Consider the following 20,864-nt stretch of genomic DNA (forward strand, 5'->3'; position numbering starts at 1 on the left):
GACCGGGTCGTTCCGTCCCCGCGCGGTCAGATCCGGTGCTGGGCCTGCATCCGCTCCAGCGGCGCGCTCTGGCCTTCCTCGGCGTTGACGAGGGAGAACGCGGCGCGGGTCAGGTAGTCGCGCAAGGCACCGTCGAGGTCGGGCGCCAGGGCGAGGGCGTCGAGGGAGCCGAGCATGTGGTGGAGCCAGCGGTCCCGCTGCGTCGGGGTGACGGCGAAGGGCATGTGCCGCATCCGCAGCCGAGGGTGTCCGCGCGTGTCGGAGTACGTCGTCGGCCCGCCCCAGTACTGCTCGAGGAAGAGGGTCAACCGGTGCGCCGCGGGCCCGAGATCCTCCTCGGGGTAGAGCGCGCGCAGCTCCGGATCCTGCGCCACCCCGGCGTAGAAGCCGTCCACGAGGCGCACGAGCGTCTCGTGGCCACCCATGAGTTCGTACGGCGTCGGTCCGGGTGAGGTCATGCCGCCCAGTCTCCCAGGTCCGCTCCGGCCGCTCCCGGCCCCCCGCGGGGGTGTCTCACGTCTGGCTCGGGTTGGCCGGCTTCGACGTCGTCGGCTGGATGGGGTCGAACGCGGCGGCCCCGGCGGCGATGATCGGACCCCGGACCCCGGCCTTGGCCAGCGCGATCTTCGCGCGCTCGAGGATCTCGCGCTGGACGGCCCAGTGCTCATTCGGGGCGCACTTCGCGAAGATCTTGATCGTCATCGTGCCGCCCGACATCGAGTCGACGCCCGCCACGGTCGGGGCCTCGAGGAGCGCGTCGGAGAACTTCGGGTCGTCGTCGACGTCGGCGACGACCTGTTCGAGGATGTCGATGACGCGCTCCGGGTCCTCGTCGATGGCCACGGGCACGTCGACGGAGCCCACCTGCCAGCCCTGGGACTTGTTGGCGATGCGCACGATCTCGCCGTTGCGGACGTACCAGACGATGCCGCTCATGTCGCGCAGTCGCGTGACCCGCAGGGACACCTCCTCGACGTACCCGGTCACCTCGCCGGTGTCGACGATGTCGCCCACGCCGTACTGGTCCTCGAGGATCATGAAGACGCCCGAGAGGAAGTCCTTGACGAGACTCTGGGCCCCGAAGCCCAGGGCGACGCCGCCGACGCCGGCGGAGGCGAGGACGGGCGCCATGTTCAGGCCGAGCTCCTGGCCGATCATGAGGACGGCGATGGTCCAGATGACGACGGTCGCGACGCTCTTGAGGACCGACCCCAGCGTGGTCACCCGCTGGCGCTGGCGTTCGGTGTCGACCAGGCCCGACTTGCTCAGGGCGCGCGCCGCGCGGCGGGCGCTGCGCTTCATGACGGGCAGCTGCATCGTGGGGATCGGGTCGATGACGGCGATCGAGGCCGTGTCGGCGCCGGACGTGCGGCGCTCGACGAGGGTGTGCACGAGGGTGTTGATGGCCCGGTGGACCAGCCAGCGCAGGATGAACGCGAACAGGACGATGATCACGATGTTCAGCGGCCGGTCGAGGAACCACGCGCCGGCCTGCTCCCACGTCAGCGTGGCCGTCCCCGACCGGGCCGCTCTCGCGGCCGCCGCCGAGCTGGTGTCGCCGGTGAGTGCACCGGCCGTCGATTCGAGGAACGAGCTCAACCACGTCATGTCCCCATTCTCGACCGGGGCGCTGTCCGGGCGCTGGGCGGCGCGCCCCGGACCTGGGGGCCGGCTGGGTAACGCCCGCGTCCGGGCCTCGGACCGCCGCGTCCGTGCAGGTGGTCGGCGGGGCAGCCGGTGCCGCTCCCGGCGGGGGCGGGCGCTGCCCCTAGGATCGACGGGACGCACCCGAGCCTCGAAAGGCGCCTGACTCCGTGACCACCCCGTCGCCCGACCTCATCGCCCTCGCCGACGCCTACGGCGTGGCCACCGACTACTGGGACTGGCAGGGCCGGCACGCGGAGGTCTCGGCGGACTCGATCCGCGCGGTGCTCGCCGCGCTCGACGTCGACGTCCCCGACGACGAGGCCGCCCGCGCGGCCCTCCCGCGGGTCGCGGAGCGTCCGTGGCTGCGGGTCGTGCCGCCCTTCACCCTCGTCCGCGAGGGGTGCGTCGCCACGGTGCCCGTGCACGTCCCTCACGGCAGTGAGGTGACTGCGTGGGTGGAGCTCGAGGACGGGGGCCGCGTCGACCTGCGCCAGCTCCCGGTCTGGGTCGAGCCGCGCGTCGTCGGCGGCGTCGAGACCGGAGAGGCGACCTTCGAGCTGCCCGACCGGCTTCCGCTCGGCTGGCACGAGGTGTGCGCCCGCCCGGCCGACGGGCAGACCGTCCGGGGGCGCCTCGCCGTGGTGCCGGAGCGCATCGACCTGCCCGAGGCCATCGAGGGCCGCGGCGCGTCGGGTCTGATGTCGCAGCTGTACTCGGTGCGTTCCCGCGCGTCGTGGGGCGTGGGAGACCTCGCCGACCTCGCGGACATGGCGGTCTGGTCCGCCCGTGACCTCGACTCGGACTTCGTGCTCATCAACCCCGTCCACGCGGCCGAGTACTCCGGCCACATGGAGCCGTCGCCGTACCTGCCGACGTCGCGCCGGTTCGTCAACCCGCTGTACATCCGGGTCGAGGACGTCCCCGAGGTCGCCTACCTCGACGCGGACACGCGGGCGGAGGTCGAGGCCCTCGCGCGGACCGCCCGCCCGGGGAACACCCAGGACACCATCGACCGGGACGCCGCGTGGGAGACGAAGCGCCGGGCGCTGCGGCTCGTCTTCGACGCACCCCGTTCGGTGCGCCGCCAGGCCGCCTTCGAGGACTACCGAGCGAACGAGGGGCGCGGTCTCGTCGACTTCGCGACGTGGTGCGTGCTCTCGGACGTCGTCGAGGCCGATGACGCGGGGTGGCCGGAGGCGCTGCGCGACCCCGACAGCGAGGAGGTCGCGACGTTCCGGGAGGAGCACGCCGACGACATCCTCTTCGTCATGTGGCTGCAGTGGGTGGTCGACGACCAGCTCGGCGCCGTGCAGCGCGAGGCGGTCGCCGCGGGCATGAGCCTCGGCGTCATGCAGGACCTCGCCGTGGGGGTGCACCCGAGCGGCGCCGACGCCTGGTACCTGGGCGACGCCCTCGCCCGGGGTGTCACCGTCGGCGCCCCGCCCGACGCCTACAACCAGCTCGGGCAGGACTGGAGCCAGCCCCCGTGGCGCCCCGACCGCCTCGAGGAGCTCGGCTACGCGCCGTTCCGGGACATGATCCGGGCGGCCCTGCGACACAGCGGCGGCCTGCGCATCGACCACATCATCGGGTTGTTCCGCCTGTGGTGGGTGCCCGCGGGCCGGCCCGCCATCGAGGGCACGTACGTCACCCTCGACCACGAGGCGCTGATCGGCATCCTCGCGCTCGAGGCCCAGCGCGCCGGCGCGGTCGTCGTCGGCGAGGACCTCGGCACCGTCGAGCCGTGGGTGCGCGAGTACCTGCGCGGCCGCGGGGTGCTCGGCACGTCGATCCTGTGGTTCGAGCGCACGGAGGACGGTTCGCCGGTGCGGCCGGAGGACTACCGGCGGCTCTGCCTCGCCTCGGTGACGACGCACGACCTGCCGCCGACCTCCGGCTACCTCACGGGTGAGCACATCGAGGTGCGCGACCGGCTCGGCCTGTTCACCCGGCCCGTCGAGGAGGAGAGGGAGCTCGACGAGGCCGACCGGCTGTCGATGCTCGGGGCGCTCGCCGAGCGGGGCTTCCTCGGGGACGCCGACACGGCCGACGCCGTCCTCGCCGACGTCCCGGGGCATCTCGAGCAGGTCGTCGACGGGCTGCACCGCTACCTGTCCGCCTCGCCCGCGCTGCTCGTGGGCATCGCCGTGCCCGACCTCGTCGGCGACCGCCGGACGATGAACCAGCCGGGGACGAACGACGAGTACCCCAACTGGCGGCTGCCGTTGGCCGACGCGAACCGGCGGCCCGTCCTCCTCGAGGACCTCGTCGCCAAGCGTCGGGCCCGCCGCCTGACCCGCACGGTCCGTCGCGGGGGCACCGCCACCGACTGAGCCGTCGACTCGTCGGGCTTCGGCCGGGGCTCGTGGCGGGCCGCCCCGCCCCGCTCGCCACACTCGTCGGACTCCTGCCGAGACTCGGCCGGACCGGCGGCCGCGCCGATGGGCCCGGGTCGCTCCTCGCGGTCCAGGAGGTGACGCAACCTGTCGACGTCCACCCCCAACACGTCCGTGCCGGGGATCTCGGCCCCGGGCTCCGGCAGGGTGGTCGAGGTGATCAGGCACGCGAGAAGAGTGGTGCGCAGCTGCACTTCGAGGGCACTGGGGAACGTTTCGGCGAACGTCGTGGTGCGTGTCGGCGTCGACATCGACCCCCCTCCCCAACACTGGAATGCGGTGAAATGTGGTGAAGTGCGTGCTCTTATTCTCGCCGATCAGAGCATGTCTATGGAAAATATGTGCGAACACGTACCCGGGAGATTTCCGCGGTGTCGGCGGCGAGTGAGGCCGCCGCTCGGCACCCTCGACGGCCGTATCCGTCTCGGGCTCAGTCGGTGTGGCCGAGCCGCACCGGCAGGAAGAGCAGGAGGCCGACGAGGAGGACGAGCACGAGACCGACGACGCCCCAGTACTGCGACTGGGGCCCGACGAGCGCCGCGCCGAGGGCGACCGCTGCGGAGAACGCCGCGGGGGCCAGGAAGCTCACGGCCCGGCCGGTCGTCGTGTACAGGCCGAAGATCTCGCCGTGGCGGCCCTCCGGTACGTGGCGGGAGAGCAGGCTCCGGCTCGCCGACTGCGCGGGGCCGACGAAGGCCGCGAGGGGAAGCCCGAGCGCCCAGAACGCGGCCGGCCCGGCCCCGTGGAAGGCGAACAGCCCCAGGCCGCACCCGCACATCGCTACGAGCGAGACGACGATGACGCGCTTCGCCCCGAGCCGGTCGTCGAGCAGGCCGGCGACGATCGTCGCGATCCCCGCGACGACGTTCGCCGCGATCCCGAAGACGATGACCTGGGAGGCGGTGAAGCCGAACGTGCCGGCCGCGATGACGCCCCCGAAGGTGAAGACCCCGGCCAGCCCGTCGCGGTAGACGGCGGCCGCGAGCAGGAAGCGCAGGAGCTGCGGGTCGCTGCGCCACAGGCCCCGGATCGTCGCCCAGAGGGCCCGGTAGGAACCGACGAGGTCGAAGCGCGCGGGCCGAGGCGCTGCTCCCGGGAGTCGGTCCGGCCGGGTCCCGGCCGCGGGGCCCGAGTCGCGGACGACGAAGAGCACGGGCAGGGCCGCGAGCCCGAACCACGCGGCGGCAAGGAGCATGGCGACCCGGATGTGCTCGCCGCCGGCGTGCGTGACCCCGAACCAGCCGGGGTCGGGGGAGATGAAGCCGACGAGCAGCATCGCGAGCAGCACGATCCCGCCGAGGTAGCCGACGCCCCAGCCGAGACCGGACACCCGGCCCACGTTCTCGGGCGTGGACACCCGCGGCAGCATCGCGTTGTAGGTGACGCCGGCGAACTCGGAGAACAGGGTGCCCACCGCGACGAGCGCGACGCCGAGCCAGAGGAAGCCGGGCTCCGGGCGCACGAAGAAGAGCGCCGCCGTGCACACGAACACGCCGAGGGAGTTGACCCCGAGCCAGAACGTGGGCCGCCCCGTCGCGTCGGCTCGCTGCCCCAGCACGGGGGCGAGGAGCGCGACGCCGAGGCCGGCCGCCGCCAGGCCCGCGCCGAGCGCGGCGGAGGTCTCGCTCTCGGGGCCGAAGGCCGAGCTCGTGAGGTAGACGGTGAAGACGAACGTGGTGACGACCGCGTTGAACGCCGCCGACCCCCAGTCCCAGGCCGCCCACGCGAGGACCGGCCCGGACAACATCCGCCCGCGGCCGCCCGCCGACGACTCCCGCTCGTCCACCGCCTCGCTCATGCCGACCGCCGGTGCCTCACGACGCGTCCGCGTCGAAGGCCTGCGCCGCGAGGGCGCGGACGACGGCGTCACGGTTCTCGGCGACGAGGCGCCGGATCGAGTCCTGGGCGTCCGGGTGGGCGTCGAGCCAGTCCTGCGTCGCCCGCGCGAGGTGCTCGTCGGCCAGGGCGAGCGGGTAGAACTCCGACACGAGCGTCTCCATGATCGCGTGGGTGCGCCCGGCGGCCACGTCGAGCAGCGTCGTGTGGTACCGGTCGACGAACGGCTCGAGCAGGCTCGTGTCGTGGACGGCGCCCCAGCCCCGGGCGGCCGCCTGGAGGGTCTGGTTGGCCCACGCGTCCGAATCGAGTGCGCCGGCCCACGCGGACTCCTTCGCCTCGACGCTCGGGCGGGCGGCGAGGGCGCGCACCGCCCGCTCGCGGCCGGTCGCCGTGTCGTCGCGGCGGCGCTCGGCCTCGATCGCGTCGGCGTCGGCGCGCCCGCCGGCGGCCAGGCCGGTGAGGAGCACCCACCGCATCTCGGTGTCCACCTCCAGGCCCGGCCACGTGGTCGACCCCTCGAGCAGCGACGCGAGCAGGTCGAGGTCGTCGTCGCCGCGGGCCCAGCCCGCGAACGCGACCGCGAGTTGGAACTGGGCGTCGCCGCCCGCCGGGGCCGCCTGCGCCATCTCGCGCAGGCGGGCGGTGACGTCGGCGGCTGCCGCGTCGCGCGCGTCGGGGGCGGTGTAGAAGGTCACGGCCGAGCGCACCTGCGCGAGCAGGACCCGCAGCATCGTGGGGTCGGTCGTGTCGTCGATCGAGTCGAGGGCGAGCCGCACGAAGTCCCGGGCCCGCATCTGGGCGTCGCGGGTCATGTCCCAGGCCGCCCCGAGGACGAGCGCCCGCGGCAGGCTGTCGGTGAAGCCGCGCGCGTGGGCGACGGCCGCGGACAGCGACGGCGCGTCGAGGCGGATCTTCGCGTAGGCCAGGTCGTCGTCGTTGACGAGGAACAGGTCGGGGCGGGGCCGGCCGACGAGTTCGGGGACGTCGGTCCGGGCCCCGGCGACGTCCAGCTCGACCCGTTCGCTGCGGACGAACCGCCCGTCGCGCAGGTCGTACAGGCCGACGGCCAGCCGATGCGGGCGCAAGGGCATCTGCGGGGTCGCGCCGGTCTGCTCCACGGCGACCGAGGCCAGCGCGCCGTCGTCGCCGACCTCCAGGGCCGGGCGCAGGGTGTTCACGCCCGAGGTCTCGAGCCAGTCACGCGACCACGCCGAGAGGTCCCGCCCCGAGGCGCGCTCGAGCTCGGCGAGGAGGTCGGCCAGCGTCGTGTTGCCCCAGGCGTGCGCCGCGAAGTAGGCCCGCAGCCCCTGCGTGAACGCCTCCCGGCCGACGTAGGCGACGAGCTGCTTGAGCACACTCGCGCCCTTCGCGTACGTGATGCCGTCGAAGTTGACCTCGACGTCGTGCAGATCACGGATCTGGGCGACGATGGGGTGGGTGGACGAGAGCTGGTCCTGGTTGTAGGCCCACGCCTTCTCGGCCGTGCCGAACGTCGTCCAGGCCGACGTCCACCGGGTGGCCTCCGCCTGGCACGTGGTGCTCGCCCACTCGGCGAACGACTCGTTGAGCCAGAGGTCGTCCCACCAGCGCATCGTCACGAGGTTGCCGAACCACATGTGCGCGAGCTCGTGCAGGATCGTCAGCGCGCGCCGCTCGACGGTCGCCTCCGACACCTTCGAGCGGAACACGTACATCTCGTGGTACGTGACGGCGCCGACGTTCTCCATGGCACCCGCGTTGAACTCGGGGGTGAAGATCTGGTCGTATTTCTCGAACGGGTAGGCGAGCCCGAACTCCTTCTCGTAGAAGGCGAACCCGCGCCTCGTGATGTCGAAGACCTCGCCCGAGTCGAGGAACGGGGAGAGCGACCGCCGGCAGAACAGGCCGAGCGGCACGACACGCCCGTCGCCCGTCGTCAGCTCGTCGCGGACGACGTCGTACGGTCCGGCGACGAGCGCCGTCACGTAGCAGGACAGCCTCGGGGTGGGGGCGAAGCGCCACGTGGCGGCGCCCTCGGCCCCGCCGTCGGCGGCTTCCGGCTCGGGAGTCGGCTGGGTCGAGACGATCTGCCAGCCCGCGGGGGCGGTGACGGTGAAGGTGAAGGTCGCCTTGAGGTCGGGCTGCTCGAAGACGGCGAAGACGCGCCGGCAGTCGGCCACCTCGAACTGCGTGTACAGGTAGACCTCGTCGTCGACGGGGTCGACGAACCGGTGCAGACCCTCCCCGGTGTTCATGTACCGGCCGGTGGCCGAGACGGCGAGCTCGTTCTCGGCGGCCAGGTCGGGCAGCGTGATCCGGGCGCCGTCGTAGTGGCCCTCGGGATCGAGGTCGACCCCGTTGAGCCTGACGGAGCCCACCGATTCGCCGACGAAGTCGATCCACGAGGACGCCCCGGGCTCGGTGCAGGTGAACCGCACCGTGCTCGTCGTGGGGAACGTGTGGTCGCCGGCGGTCACGTCGAGGTCGACGTCGTAGGACGAGACGTCGAGCAGACGGGCCCGTTCGCGGGTCTCGTCGCGGGTGAGGTTCTGTCCGGGCACGGGGCGCTCCTGGAAGATCGGTGCCGATGAGGCGGGCGAGCCGACGGCTCCCGCGCTGTCGACCCGATCGTCGCACGGCGCACCGACAGCGTCCGCGATGTCCCGGGATGTTCCCCGATGTCTCCCGATGACCCGGTGAACCTGGGCCGTCACCGCGGGGAACGGCTGGCAGGATGAGCGGTATGACGAACGAGAAGGCCGAGATGTGGTTCGACCCGCTGTGCCCGTGGGCGTGGATGACGTCCCGCTGGCTCATGGAGGTCGAGCGGGTGCGTGACGTCGAGGTCACCTGGTCGGTGATGAGCCTGTCGGTGCTCAACGAGGGGCGCGACCTCGACGAGGGCTACCGGGGCCTCATGGACGGCGGCTGGGGCCCCGTTCGGGTCGTGATCGCGGCGCGGGAGCGGCACGGGCAGGGGGTCGTCAAGAAGCTGTACGACGCGCTGGGGGAGCGCATCCACCTCGGCGGCGCCGACCTCCGCGACGAGGGGCAGCGCACCCGCCTCATCGCCGACGCCCTGGCCGACGCGGGCCTGGAGGCCGACCTCGCCGACGCCGCGACGAGCACCGAGTTCGACGACGCGCTGCGGGCGAGCCACGAGCGGGGCATCTCGCTCGTCGGTGACGAGGTCGGCACGCCCGTCGTCGCGTTCGGGGACGTCGCGTTCTTCGGGCCCGTCGTCTCGCCGGCCCCGAAGGGCGAGGCCGCCGGCCGGCTCTGGGACGGGTGCCTCCTCGTCGCCGGCACCCCCGGCTTCTTCGAGATCAAGCGCACCCGCGACGTCGGCCCCATCTTCGACTGACCCCCACCCGACCCACCCGGAGGAGACGACATGCGAGTGCACTTCGGCGCCGACCACGCCGCGTTCGAGCTCAAGGAGGCCCTCGTCGCCCACGTGCGCGGCCTCGGCCACGAGGTCGTGGACCACGGTCCGCGCGAGTACGACGCCGACGACGACTACCCCCGCTTCGTCGTCCCCGCCGCCCAGGCGGTCGCGGCGGAGGAGGGCAGCCGCGGGATCGTCCTCGGTGGCTCCGGCAACGGTGAGCAGATCGCGGCGAACAAGGTGCCCGGTATCCGGTGCGCGCTGGCGTGGTCGGTCGAGACCGCCGAGCTGGCCCGCGAACACAACGACGCCCAGGTCGTCTCGGTGGGCGCGCGCATGACGAGCGAGGCCGACGCCAAGGCGATCGTCGACACGTTCCTGTCGACGCCGTTCTCGGACGGACAGCGGCACCGCCGCCGCATCGACCTCCTGCGTGCCTTCGAGGCGACGGGGGAGCTGCCCGCCTGACCTCGCGAGACGAACACGAACGCCCCGGCCGCATGGTGTGCGGCCGGGGCGACGTCGTTCGAGCGGGTGACGAGAATCGAACTCGCGTAGCCAGTTTGGAAGACTGGGGCTCTACCATTGAGCTACACCCGCACACGCTTGCGCGGCGCTCGCACAGGTTAGCGCACCGCTCCGTCGCCGCCGAAACGACGCTCCTCGCCGCGCTGCCGCCGGCGAGTCGCCCGACGCGGACCACTCGGGACCACCCAGCGCGCCCCGCTCGGCCGCACGGGGGCGCAGCGGCGCCGGTGGGCTAACCTGACCCGACCACGGGCTGTGGCGCAGCTTGGTAGCGCGCGTGCTTTGGGAGCACGATGTCGCAGGTTCGAATCCTGTCAGCCCGACTCCGTCCCTCCTCGCTCGTCCCGACCCTCCGGCCCGGGCGACCCGCCCCGGAGACGGCGAAGGGCCCGTGGGCCTGTGCCCACGAGCCCTCTGCCGACGGACCGCGCTGCGGTCTCCGTGCGTGCGGCACGGCTCCTCGCTCCGGTCCCCTCGGGCGATGCCGTGCCGCGTCCTCCCTCCCGGCGGATGCGGTCGCGGCCGGGCTCGAGTTCGTCCCGCCGGCGACATGGGGGACATCGACCCGGGCGGCCGCCGCGTTACGCGGCGTCGCGGTGTCATCCTCACCCGACCGGGGCCGACCCTGCCCCGTGCCCCGGGTCGACCGCCCGGCGGCGCGCGCCCGTCTCACCGGTTCGAGGCCTCCGGTACGTAACCGTTACGATGAAGTGATGCCTGGCCGAGGTGGGGTCATGCGGTGATGTCTGCGGCGACGTCCGCGGGTCGAGCGAGATCGGTCCCCATGGGCCCCGCTGTCCTCGGCCCGGTCCCGTCCCGTGGCGACGCCGGCCCTGCACGCCCAGGCGGACACCCAGACCCCGACCGATGCTGGAGAACCAGAAGTGAAGAGTGCCGTCGAGACCCTCAACCCGACCCGGGTCAAGCTGACCGTCGAGGTCCCGAACGAGGAGCTGCGACCGAGCATCGACGCCGCGGTGAAGTCCATCGGGTCCCAGATCTCCATCCCGGGCTTCCGCCCCGGCAAGGTCCCCGCGCGCATCATCGAGCAGCGCGTCGGCAAGGGCGCCGTGCTGCAGGAGGCCGTCAACCAGGCGCTGCCCGACCTGTACGGCCAGGCCCTCGCCGAGAACGAGATCCGCCCGCTCGGCCAGCCCGAGATCGACGTGACCGAGGTCCCGGCCCAGGACGGCGAGCAGCTCGTCTTCACGGCCGAGGTCGACGTCCGCCCCGAGATCACCCTGCCGGCCTTCGACGAGATCGAGGTCTCCGTCGACTCCCTCGACGACGCCGCCGTGGCGGAGGAGTCCGAGCGCCGCATGACCGAGCTGCGCGAGCGGTTCGGCACCCTCGTCGGCGTCGACCGCGCCGCGGCGGAGGGCGACTTCGTGTCGATGAACCTGCGCGGCGAGATCGGCGGCGAGGAGATCGACGCCGTCGAGGGCGTCTCGTACGAGATCGGCTCCCGCACCATGCTGGAGGGCCTCGACGAGGCCCTCACGGGCCTGTCGGCCGACGAGTCGACGACGTTCGAGGCCCCCCTCGCCGGCGGCGACCACGAGGGCGAGAACGCGCATATCACCGTGACCGTGTCGGCGGTCAAGACCCGCGAACTGCCCGAGCTCGACGACGACTTCGCCCAGATGGCCTCGGAGTTCGACACGCTGGCCGAGCTCGAGGAGAGCGTCCGGGAGCAGGCCCGCCAGGCCAAGACCTTCGAGCAGGGCGTCCAGGCGCGCGACAAGGTCCTCGAGCACCTCCTCGAGTCGCTCGACATCCCCGTGCCCGAGAGCATCGTCGAGGCCGAGGTCACCCAGCACCTCCAGGGCGAGAACCGCGAGGACGACGACGAGCACCGCGCCGAGGTCCAGGAGAGCACGCGGCGCGCCCTGCGCACGCAGCTGCTCCTCGACACCATCGCCGAGGCGAACGAGGTCGAGGTGACCCAGCAGGAGCTCATCGAGTACCTCATCGCGAGCGCCCAGCAGTACGGCATGGACCCCAGCGAGTTCGCCCGCGCCATCGACGAGGGCAACCAGGTCTCCGCCATGGCGGGCGAGGTCGCCCGCCGCAAGGCGCTGGCCTCCATCCTCGAGAAGGTCACGGTGCGTGACGCGGCCGGCGAGCTCGTCGACCTCAACGCCGAGACCATCGACGACGGCATGGACGAGGACGTCGACGACGACCTCGAGGGCGACGCCGCCGAGGTCGTCGAGGTCCACGAGGAGTCGGCTCCCGAGGCCTCGGACGCGGACGAGACGTCCTCGAAGTAGTCCCGACAGACCGAGCTCCGACCGTCGGCGCCGTTCCCCCAGCCCGGGGACCGGCGCCGACGGCGTCCACGGGGCGGGTCGTCCGCCCTTGCGCTCAGGGCGAACAACGGCCGGGGCGGGGATGGGAGCGTCGGTGCCCGACGTTAGGGTCGATGAGGTCGTGGGGCCCGCGAGGCGGGTGCCCCGAGAAGTAGCGAGAGATGGAGACAGCGTGAGCCACAGCAGCGAGATCGTCGCCGCCGACCAGGGCCCCAAGGGCGGGCTCGACGAACACATCTACCAGCGCCTCCTCAAGGAGCGCATCATCTTCCTCGGGTCGGACGTGCGCGACGACAACGCCAACGCCATCTGCGCGCAGATGCTCCTGCTCGCGGCGGAGGACCCGAACAAGGACATCTGGCTGTACATCAACTCGCCGGGCGGGTCGATCTCGGCGGGCATGGCGATCTACGACACGATGAACTGGATCCCCAACGACGTCGCCACCGTGGCCATGGGCATGGCCGCGAGCATGGGCCAGTTCCTGCTCTCCGCCGGCGCCCAGGGCAAGCGGTACGCGACGCCGCACGCGCGCATCCTCATGCACCAGCCGCTCGGCGGCATCGGCGGGACGGCGACCGACATCAAGATCCAGGCCGAGCAGATGCTGTTCATCAAGCGTCAGATGGCCGAGCTCATCGCCCAGCACACCGGTCAGAGCGTCGAGCAGATCACCAAGGACTCCGACCGCGACCGCTGGTTCAGCGCGCAGGAGGCGAAGGACTACGGGTTCGTCGACCACGTCTACTCCAGCGCCGGTCAGACGCCGGGCGCCGGCGGCACCGAGAGCTGAGGTCAGGCGTGTACACCCACTTCGGCCCCCGCGATCACGAGTTTGGAGCAGACATGAACACCCACCGAAGCGGCGCCCTGCCGGTGCCGTCCCGGCTCGCCCCGAGCAGCCGCTACATCCTTCCGCAGTTCGAGGAGAAGACCTCCTACGGCATGAAGCGGACCGACCCGTACACCAAGATGTTCGAGGACCGCATCATCTTCCTCGGCAGCCAGGTGGACGACGCGTCGGCGGACGACATCATCGCCCAGCTGATCGTCCTCGAGTCCCAGGACCCGGACCGCGACATCGTCCTGTACATCAACTCCCCGGGCGGCTCGTTCACGGCGATGACGGCCATCTACGACACGATGCAGTTCATCCGCCCCGACGTGCAGACGTTCGTCGTCGGCCAGGCCGCGTCGGCGGCCGCGGTGCTGCTCGCGGCGGGCGCGCCCGGCAAGCGGTACGCGCTGCCCAACTCGCGGGTGCTCATCCACCAGCCCGCGCTCGGCGGCAGCGACTACGGCCAGGCGAGCGACATCGAGATCCAGGCCAACGAGGTGTTCCGGATGCGCACCTGGCTCGAGGAGACCCTCGGGTCGCACTCCGGCCGCACCCCGGCCCAGGTCAACGAGGACATCGAGCGCGACAAGTTCCTGTCCGCGGCCGAGGCCAAGGACTACGGGCTCATCGACGAGGTGCTCGTCAGCCGGAAGGCCTCGCGCCAGAGCTGATCGCACGCAGGCCGATCGGTGCAGGACCGGCGTCCGGCCCCCGCGGTGCCACCGCGGGGGCCGACGTCGTCCCCGGTGTCCGCCCTGAGCGGACACGGGCGGCGGGAGCATCGACACCGGGGTTCAATGAAGGAAGGCGACGCACCCGACGGGTAGCGTCGGGGGGCGCGGCTCCGGTGGGGTCGGCCGACAGGGTCCGTTTCGCGGACGGGAAGGAATCTGCCTCGTGGCACGCATCGGAGACGGCGGCGACCTGCTGAAGTGCTCGTTCTGCGGAAAGAGCCAGAAGCAGGTCAAGAAGCTCATCGCGGGCCCGGGGGTCTACATCTGCGACGAGTGCATCGAGTTGTGCAACGAGATCATAGAGGAGGAGCTCGCCGAGGCGAGCGAGCTGGGTCTCGAGGAGCTGCCCAAGCCGCGCGAGATCTTCGACTTCCTCGAGCAGTTCGTCGTCGGCCAGGTGCCGGCGAAGCGGTCGCTCGCGGTCGCCGTGTACAACCACTACAAGCGCATCCAGGCCGGCGAGGGTCCCAAGAAGGGCGGGGGCGAGCAAGTCGACATCGCGAAGTCGAACATCCTGCTCATCGGCCCCACCGGCTGCGGCAAGACCTACCTCGCGCAGACGCTCGCGCGGATGCTCAACGTCCCGTTCGCCATCGCCGACGCGACCGCGCTCACCGAGGCCGGGTACGTGGGCGAGGACGTCGAGAACATCCTCCTCAAGCTCATCCAGGCGGCGGACTACGACGTCAAGAAGGCCGAGACGGGCATCATCTACATCGACGAGGTCGACAAGATCGCCCGGAAGAGCGAGAACCCGTCGATCACGCGGGACGTCTCCGGCGAGGGGGTCCAGCAGGCGCTGCTGAAGATCCTCGAGGGGACGACCGCGTCGGTGCCCCCGCAGGGCGGGCGCAAGCACCCGCACCAGGAGTTCATCCAGATCGACACGACCAACGTGCTCTTCATCGTCGGCGGCGCGTTCGCGGGCCTCGAGAAGCTCATCGAGGGTCGGGCCGGCCAGACCGGACTGGGCTTCGGGGCGCGGCTGCACACGGCGAAGGCCCCCGACGAGTACTTCGGCGAGGTCATGCCCGAGGACCTCATGAAGTTCGGCCTCATCCCCGAGTTCATCGGGCGGCTGCCGGTCATCACGACGGTCTCGCCGCTCGACCGGCACGCTCTCGTGCAGATCCTCACCGAGCCCCGGAACGCCCTCGTCAAGCAGTACACGAAGATGTTCGAGATCGACGGTGTCGAGCTCGAGTTCACCGACGACGCGGTCGAGGCCATCGCCGAGCAGGCCCTCGCGCGCGGGACCGGCGCCCGCGGTCTGCGCGCGATCATGGAGGAGGTCCTCCTGCCGGTCATGTTCGACGTGCCGAGCGACGACGAGATCGCCCGCGTCCTCGTGACCCGCGAGGTCGTCCTCGACAACGTCAACCCGACGATCTTCCGCCGGGAGACCGAGCGCGGCCGCAAGCGCGCCGACCGCAAGGAATCCGCCTGAACCACGCCCGGCGCGCGCCGGCCCCGTCCTGCCCGGGCGGGGTCGGCGCGACCGCGCGGGGTGGACCGCGTCGCGGCGGGTGGGGGAGTCTGGGGCGGTGAGCCCCGTGACCGCCTTCCGCCTCGGCCCGGGTGACCCGGCGCCGACGCAGCAGAGCTCGGTGAGCTGCGGCTCGGCCTGCCTGACCGTCGCGCGCATGATGATCGACCCCGCCCTCACCCGGTGGATCCTGCGCGGCGTCGGCCCCGGCGGCGCCCGCGACGACCGGCCCGTCGCGGCCCGGTTCGCCGAGCACGAGCAGGAGGTCCTCGCCCGCACCAACGCCGTCGTCCCGCGTCCCGGCAGCGTCCAGGCACCGTGGCCGCGTGCGCTCGGGACACCGCCGTGGGGCGCCCGGGTCGAACTCGAGAACGGGGCCGCCCTCGCGGGCACCCCGTACGCGACGACGTGGCTACGCGGCCTGTCCGGAGAACGGCTCGCGGCCCGGGTCGACCGCCTGGTGGGTCTCGTCGACGTCGGGGCGCCGATGCTCCTGTACGTGGGCAACGGCACCCTGCCGCGACACGTCACGCTCGTGTTCGTGGCCGCCGACGGCGGCCCTCCCGCGCTCTACGACCCCGCGGGCGGTCGGGTCGGCGCGTTCCCCGCCGCCGGCCTCGCCGACCGCCGCCTCGGCCTGTCAGGGTGGGACCAGCCGTGGGTGGCCGTCCATCCGAGCGGGGCGCTGCGCTCCCGTCGGCGCACCGAGGTGCTCGCCGCCCTGCGCGGGCGGTTCGCGGGCTCACCGGTCCCCGAGGGGTCGGCGTGGTCGCGTGCGCAGGAGCGCCCCGGGCCCACCCGCTCCTGAAACCGCCGCCGCGCGACCACACGGCCGGCGCGGCGCGACCTCACTCCTTCGGCGGCGGCGGCAGCAGGACGGCGTCGCGGACCTCGACGCGGTCGGCCTCGGCGTAGGTGATCGCGTCGATGCGACCCGCGGCACACAGGTCGTCGGCGCAGGCCCGGAGGGCGGCCAGTGCGGCGGCCGGGCCGGCGATCGTCACCGACTCGACCTGGGCGCGCATGCCGAGCTTCGCGTCGGACTTGGCCCGACGGACCCCGGCGAGGGCGGCGCCCACGACGGCGAGGGCGCTCGGGTCGGCGTCCGCGTCGATCCCGGCCCGCGCCTGCTCGGGCGTGGGCCAGGCGGCGCGGTGCACCGAGCCGACCCGCCACCACGACCAGACCTCCTCGGTCGCGTACGGGACGAACGGGGCGAACAGGCGCAGCAGGACGTCGAGGGCGTGCCGCAGGGCCGCACGCGCGGAGGCCGCCCCGGCCTCGTCCTGCTCGCGCCCGTAGGCCCGGTCCTTGACGAGCTCGAGGTAGTCGTCGCAGAACGTCCAGAAGAAGGTCTCGGTGACCTCGAGCGCCCGGGTGTGGTCATAGGCCTCGAATCCGGCGGTCGCGCGCTCCACGACGTTCCCGAGCTCGGCGAGCATCGCCCGGTCGAGCGGGTGCGTCACCGTGTCCCGCAGGTCCGTGACCGTGTCGGCGCGGGGGTCCACGCGGTCGTCGCCGGCGGCGGGGAAGCCGAGGACGAACTTGCTCGCGTTGAGGATCTTCATCGCGAGGCGCCGGCCCACCTTCATCTGGCCGGTGTCGAACGCGGCGTCCGTCCCGAGCCGCGCGCCGGCCGCCCAGTACCGCACCCCGTCGGAGCCGTGGAGCTGGAGCATGCCCTCCGGCGTCTCGGCGTTGCCCTTGGACTTGGACATCTTCTTCCGGTCGGGGTCGAGGATCCAGCCGCTGATCGCCGCGTGCCGCCACGGCGCCTCGTCCGCGAGGTGGTGCGCCCGGACGACGGTCGAGAACAGCCACGTGCGGATGATGTCCTGGCCCTGGGGGCGCAGGTCCATGGGGAAGAGCTTCGCGAAGAGCTCGGGGTCGCCGTCCGCCTCAGCCCCGTCGCCCCCGGAGCCCGCGGGCATGCCGGTCGTGATCTGCGGTGTGAGCGAGGAGGTCGCCCACGTGTCCATGACGTCGGGGTCACCGACGAATCCACCGGGTTCGCCCCGCTGGTCGGGGGAGTAGCCGTCGGGCACGTCGCGGAAGGGGTCGACGGGCAGCTGGTCGGGCCGGGGCGCGATGGGGGAGTCGAAGCGGGGCTGCCCGGAGGCGTCGATCGGGTACCACAGCGGGATCGGGATCCCGAAGAAGCGCTGCCGGGAGACGAGCCAGTCGCCGTTGAGCCCGCCCACCCAGTTCTCGTACCGTACGCGCATGAACTCGGGGTGGAAGTCGATCCGGCGGCCCCGGGCCAGGAGGTCGTCGCGCAGGTCGTCGTCGCGCCCGCCGTTGCGGATGTACCACTGGCGGCTCGTGACGATCTCGAGCGGCTTGTCGCCGCGCTCGTAGAAGTTCGCCTTGCGCTGGGTGGCCGTGGGCTCACCCTCGAGGTCGCCGGTCTCGCGGAGCCGGTCGACGATGTTCTTGCGGGCCGCGAACGTCGTGCTGCCGGCCACGGCGTCCGCGTAGAACTCGCGCGCCGAAGGAGAGGTCAGCCAGTCCGGGGTGTCCGCGCTCATCCGCCCGTTGCGCGTGACGAGCGAGCGGGTCGGCAGGCGCAGTTCGCGCCACCACGTGACGTCGGTGAGATCACCGAAGGTGCAGCACATCGCGATGCCGGCGCCCTTGTCTATCTCGGCCTCGGGGTGGGACAGGACCGGCAGCTCGACGCCGAAGACGGGCGAGGTCACCGTGGTCCCGAAAAGGCCTCGGTAGCGGTCGTCGTCCGGGTGCGCGATGAGCGCGACGCAGCTCGCCAGGAGTTCCGGGCGCGTCGTCTCGATGTGGACCGGTGAGCCGTCCGCCGCGTGGAACGCGATGCGGTGGTAGTGGCCGGGGTAGTCGCGGGCCTCGAGCTCGGCCTGCGCGACCGCCGTCTGATAGGTGACGTCCCACAGCCCGGGCGCCTCGGACTGGTAGGCCGCGCCGGCCTCGAGGTGGTCGAGGAACGCCCGCTGCGAGACGGCCTGCGACCGCGCGTCGATCGTCCGGTAGGTCTGCCTCCAGTCGACGGACAGGCCGAGCCGGCGCCACAACGCCTCGAACGTCTTCTCGTCCTCGACGGTGCGCTCGTCGCACAGCTCGACGAAGTTCGCGCGGGAGACGGCCTCCTGCTTGGAGGCGTCCTTGACGTCCTTGGCCGGCATGTCGCCGCGGTAACGGGGCTCGTAGCCGGGCACGTAGGGCAGGGAGGCGTCGCCGCGGACGCCGTAGAAGTTCTGGACCCGCTTCTCGGTGGGCAGGCCGTTGTCGTCCCAGCCCATCGGGTAGAACACCTCGAACCCGCGCATGCGTTTGTACCGGGCCAGGCAGTCGGTGTGCGTGTACGAGAAGACGTGCCCCACGTGGAGCGACCCGCTGGCGGTGGGCGGCGGGGTGTCGATCGCGTAGACCTGCTCGCGCGGCAGCTCGAGGGCGCGCGCGCGGTCGAAGGCGTAGACCCCCTGCTGTTCCCAGACCGGCGCCCACTTGTCCTCGAGACCGTCGACCGACGGCTTGTCGGGGAGCGCGGGTGCGGCGGTCGTGGGGGGGAGGGTCGTCATGGCCGACATTCTCCCAGACGAACAGCGGCGCCCGGCCACCCCGCCGCACGGTGCGGGCGGGGGCCGGGCGCCGGCCGAGGCTCGTCGGGGGCGGGGTGGGTCAGGTGGACGATCCGCCGATCCGCTCCTCCGGTGCGACGACCTCGATGCGCCCCTCCCGCAGCTCGGCGCGGTAGTCGTCGAACTCGCGGCGGATCACCTTGGCGAGGAAGTAGAGGCCGAGGATGTTCCCGAGCGACATGAGGAAGATGATGCAGTCGGAGAACGTGATGACGGCCTTGAGGCCCGCGGCGGCACCGAGGACCGTGAACAGCAGGAAGACGACCTTGAACACGTTCTCGGCCAGCCTGCTGTCGCCGAAGAGGAAACCAGTGCCCTTCATGCCGTAGTAGGAGTAGCTGATCATCGTCGAGAAGGCGAAGAGCACGACGGCGAACGCGAGCACGATCGGGAACCACGGGAGTACCGTCTCGAAGGCGCGAGACGTGAGTCCGATGCCGCCCAGGGTGCCGGCGTCCCCGTCGTTCCACGTGTCCGTGATGATGATGGCCAGCGCCGTCATGTTGCACACGATGATCGTGTCGATGAACGGCTCCAGCGAGGCGACGAAGCCCTCCGTGGCCGGGCGGTCCGTCTTCACCGGCGAATGGGCGACCGCGGCCGATCCCAGCCCCGCCTCGTTGGAGAAGGCCGCGCGCTGGAAGCCGACGATCAGCGCGCCGATGATGCCTCCGGCGATGCCCTCCGGAGCGAAGGCGCCGGCGAAGATGGCGCCGACGGCGCCGGGGAGCATGTCGATGTTGACGACGATGACGACGAGGCAGGCCAGGACGTAGACGACGCCCATGAAGGGCACGATCTTCTCCGTGACCCGGGCGATGGACTTGATGCCGCCGATGATGACGGCGCCGGCGGCGATGGCGAAGAGGACGCCGATGAGCCAGCCCTTGTCCGCGAAGAAGCTCTGATCGCCACCGGTGACCGCGACGATCTGCGCGGCCGCCTGGTTGGACTGGAACGCGTTCCCGCCGGCCAGCGCTCCGAAGAGGATGCAGATCGCCCAGAAGTACGACAACACCTTGCCGACGCCCGGGTGCCCGATCTCGGCGAGGCCGTCGCGCAGGTAGTACATGGGTCCGCCGGAGACCGAGCCGTCGGGGCGGATCTTGCGGTACTTCACCGCGAGCATGCACTCGGCCATCTTGGTCGACATGCCGAGGAAGCCGCACAGCGTCATCCAGAAGGCCGCCCCGGGCCCACCGAGGGACATCGCGACCGCGACGCCGGCGATGTTGCCCAGACCGACCGTGCCCGACACCGCCGTGGCCAGCGCCTGGAAGTGGGTCACCTCGCCCTCGGCGTCGGCGCGCGTGAACTTTCCGCGGACGAGGTCGACGGCGTGCTTGAGCCCACGCACGTTGAGGAAGCGCAGCCAGATGGTGAAGAAGAAGCCGCAGACGACGAGCCAGCCGACGATGAGCGGCACCTTCGTGCCGGCGATCGGGACCGCGAAGAAGACGATCGACTCCAACCAGGTGGCGAACGGGCCGAACACGTCGTCGATGGCCTGGTCGATGCCCGCTGCGGGGACGAGGGCGATCATCACGGCACCACCATGACGGGCACGGACGCGTGCTGCACGAGCCGGCTGGCCGTGCTGCCGAAGATGGCCTCGCGCAACCCCGAGTCCCCGACCCGGCCGACGATGATGAGATCCAGCCCGCGATCGCGCGCGAGGTCCGCCATGACCTGCGACGGCTTGCCGTGGTGCACGAGGGCCTCGCACTCCACGCCGGCCTCGTCGGCGAGGGCGACCATGGGGGCGATGATCTCGGTCCGCGCGTAGGCGATCTCCTTCTCCCGCTCGGCGGAGCGGTGTTCGTTGTCCTCCGGCGTCGTGAATCCGAAGGGATTCCAGTTGACGACGTAGACGACGAGCACCTTCCAGCGGTTGCGGCGCGCCCGCTCGACCCCGAAGGTCATCGCGCGGGTCGAAGCGTCGCTCTGGTCGACGCCGATGAGGACGGATTCCATGGGGAACCTCCGGTCTGCTCGAGTGGGGCACAACGTAGGGGAGGAAGCGCCTGCGGGGCTCGCCCGACGACGAACCGTTGTGTTCCCGTGACCTTTCCCCTCGGAGCGCGCCTGCGGCCCGGCCCCGTCCGA

15 protein-coding genes and 2 tRNA genes are annotated in these 20,864 nt (G+C 72.0%); 9 read left to right on the forward strand and 8 right to left on the reverse strand.

Annotated features, from left to right (window positions below; genetic code table 11):
- Window positions 1-26: 26 nt before the first annotated feature.
- Window positions 27-458 (reverse strand): globin, encoded by a 432-nt coding sequence (locus tag ICW24_RS08340; protein WP_226345251.1) that lies wholly within the window; start codon window positions 456-458, stop codon window positions 27-29.
- A 55-nt stretch (window positions 459-513) separates the two neighbouring features.
- Complete coding sequence (locus ICW24_RS08345; protein WP_226345252.1) at window positions 514-1,608, reverse strand: mechanosensitive ion channel family protein; 1,095 nt, start codon at window positions 1,606-1,608, stop codon at window positions 514-516.
- A 206-nt stretch (window positions 1,609-1,814) separates the two neighbouring features.
- On the opposite strand from ICW24_RS08345, the gene malQ reads away from it, so the two are divergent.
- Entirely contained in the window at window positions 1,815-3,980 is a 2,166-nt protein-coding gene (gene malQ, locus ICW24_RS08350) for a 4-alpha-glucanotransferase (RefSeq protein WP_226345253.1), read from the forward strand.
- A 493-nt stretch (window positions 3,981-4,473) separates the two neighbouring features.
- On the opposite strand, the gene ICW24_RS08355 is transcribed toward malQ, so the two are convergent.
- On the reverse strand, window positions 4,474-5,913 hold the full coding sequence (locus ICW24_RS08355; RefSeq protein ID WP_372360562.1) for an MFS transporter: 1,440 nt from the start codon (window positions 5,911-5,913) through the stop codon (window positions 4,474-4,476).
- Entirely contained in the window at window positions 5,858-8,422 is a 2,565-nt protein-coding gene (gene pepN / locus ICW24_RS08360) for an aminopeptidase N (protein WP_226345255.1), read from the reverse strand. Before pepN ends, ICW24_RS08355 begins: the two co-directional genes overlap by 56 nt.
- 173 nt (window positions 8,423-8,595) lie before the next feature.
- Between pepN and ICW24_RS08365 the strand changes: the two genes are divergently transcribed.
- Together ICW24_RS08365 and ICW24_RS08370 are read left to right on the forward strand one after the other, a co-directional pair.
- Window positions 8,596-9,225: a mycothiol-dependent nitroreductase Rv2466c family protein gene (locus ICW24_RS08365; protein WP_443588043.1), complete on the forward strand. Its 630-nt coding sequence runs from the start codon at window positions 8,596-8,598 to the stop codon at window positions 9,223-9,225.
- Window positions 9,226-9,255: 30 nt separating this feature from the next.
- Window positions 9,256-9,717, forward strand: coding sequence for a ribose-5-phosphate isomerase (locus ICW24_RS08370; protein WP_226345257.1), 462 nt, complete (start codon window positions 9,256-9,258; stop codon window positions 9,715-9,717).
- Window positions 9,718-9,778: 61 nt separating this feature from the next.
- On the opposite strand, the gene ICW24_RS08375 is transcribed toward ICW24_RS08370, so the two are convergent.
- A tRNA-Gly gene (locus ICW24_RS08375) sits at window positions 9,779-9,849 on the reverse strand.
- A 177-nt stretch (window positions 9,850-10,026) separates the two neighbouring features.
- Here ICW24_RS08375 and ICW24_RS08380 point away from each other — a divergent pair.
- The 6 genes from ICW24_RS08380 (at window position 10,027) to ICW24_RS08405 (ending at window position 15,955) form a co-directional block, all read left to right on the forward strand.
- Window positions 10,027-10,100: transfer RNA gene (locus ICW24_RS08380), tRNA-Pro, on the forward strand.
- Between the two features lie 561 nt (window positions 10,101-10,661).
- Complete coding sequence (tig, locus tag ICW24_RS08385; protein ID WP_226345258.1) at window positions 10,662-12,050, forward strand: trigger factor; 1,389 nt, start codon at window positions 10,662-10,664, stop codon at window positions 12,048-12,050.
- Between the two features lie 211 nt (window positions 12,051-12,261).
- A complete protein-coding gene (locus ICW24_RS08390; RefSeq protein WP_307781320.1) occupies window positions 12,262-12,882 on the forward strand; it encodes an ATP-dependent Clp protease proteolytic subunit in 621 nt (206 codons plus the stop codon).
- A 53-nt stretch (window positions 12,883-12,935) separates the two neighbouring features.
- Window positions 12,936-13,598, forward strand: coding sequence for an ATP-dependent Clp protease proteolytic subunit (locus ICW24_RS08395; protein ID WP_226345259.1), 663 nt, complete (start codon window positions 12,936-12,938; stop codon window positions 13,596-13,598).
- A gap of 226 nt (window positions 13,599-13,824) precedes the next feature.
- A complete protein-coding gene (clpX, locus tag ICW24_RS08400) occupies window positions 13,825-15,108 on the forward strand; it encodes an ATP-dependent Clp protease ATP-binding subunit ClpX (RefSeq protein ID WP_226345260.1) in 1,284 nt (427 codons plus the stop codon).
- A gap of 97 nt (window positions 15,109-15,205) precedes the next feature.
- Complete coding sequence (locus tag ICW24_RS08405; RefSeq protein WP_226345261.1) at window positions 15,206-15,955, forward strand: hypothetical protein; 750 nt, start codon at window positions 15,206-15,208, stop codon at window positions 15,953-15,955.
- A 40-nt stretch (window positions 15,956-15,995) separates the two neighbouring features.
- Here the strand turns inward: ICW24_RS08405 and valS are convergent, their stop codons facing one another.
- From valS to ICW24_RS08420, 3 genes are all read right to left on the reverse strand, one after another.
- Window positions 15,996-18,698: a valine--tRNA ligase gene (gene valS / locus ICW24_RS08410; RefSeq protein WP_226345262.1), complete on the reverse strand. Its 2,703-nt coding sequence runs from the start codon at window positions 18,696-18,698 to the stop codon at window positions 15,996-15,998.
- Between the two features lie 100 nt (window positions 18,699-18,798).
- Window positions 18,799-20,301 carry an alanine/glycine:cation symporter family protein gene (locus tag ICW24_RS08415; RefSeq protein WP_226345346.1) on the reverse strand — a complete coding sequence of 501 codons (1,503 nt, stop codon included), beginning with the start codon at window positions 20,299-20,301 and terminating at the stop codon, window positions 18,799-18,801.
- Window positions 20,301-20,732 (reverse strand): universal stress protein, encoded by a 432-nt coding sequence (locus ICW24_RS08420; RefSeq protein ID WP_226345263.1) that lies wholly within the window; start codon window positions 20,730-20,732, stop codon window positions 20,301-20,303. The genes ICW24_RS08415 and ICW24_RS08420 overlap by 1 nt, the downstream gene beginning before the upstream one ends.
- Window positions 20,733-20,864 lie beyond the last annotated feature (132 nt).

It is taken from the genome of Agilicoccus flavus (assembly GCF_014857905.1).
Taxonomy (GTDB): domain Bacteria; phylum Actinomycetota; class Actinomycetes; order Actinomycetales; family Dermatophilaceae; genus Agilicoccus; species Agilicoccus flavus.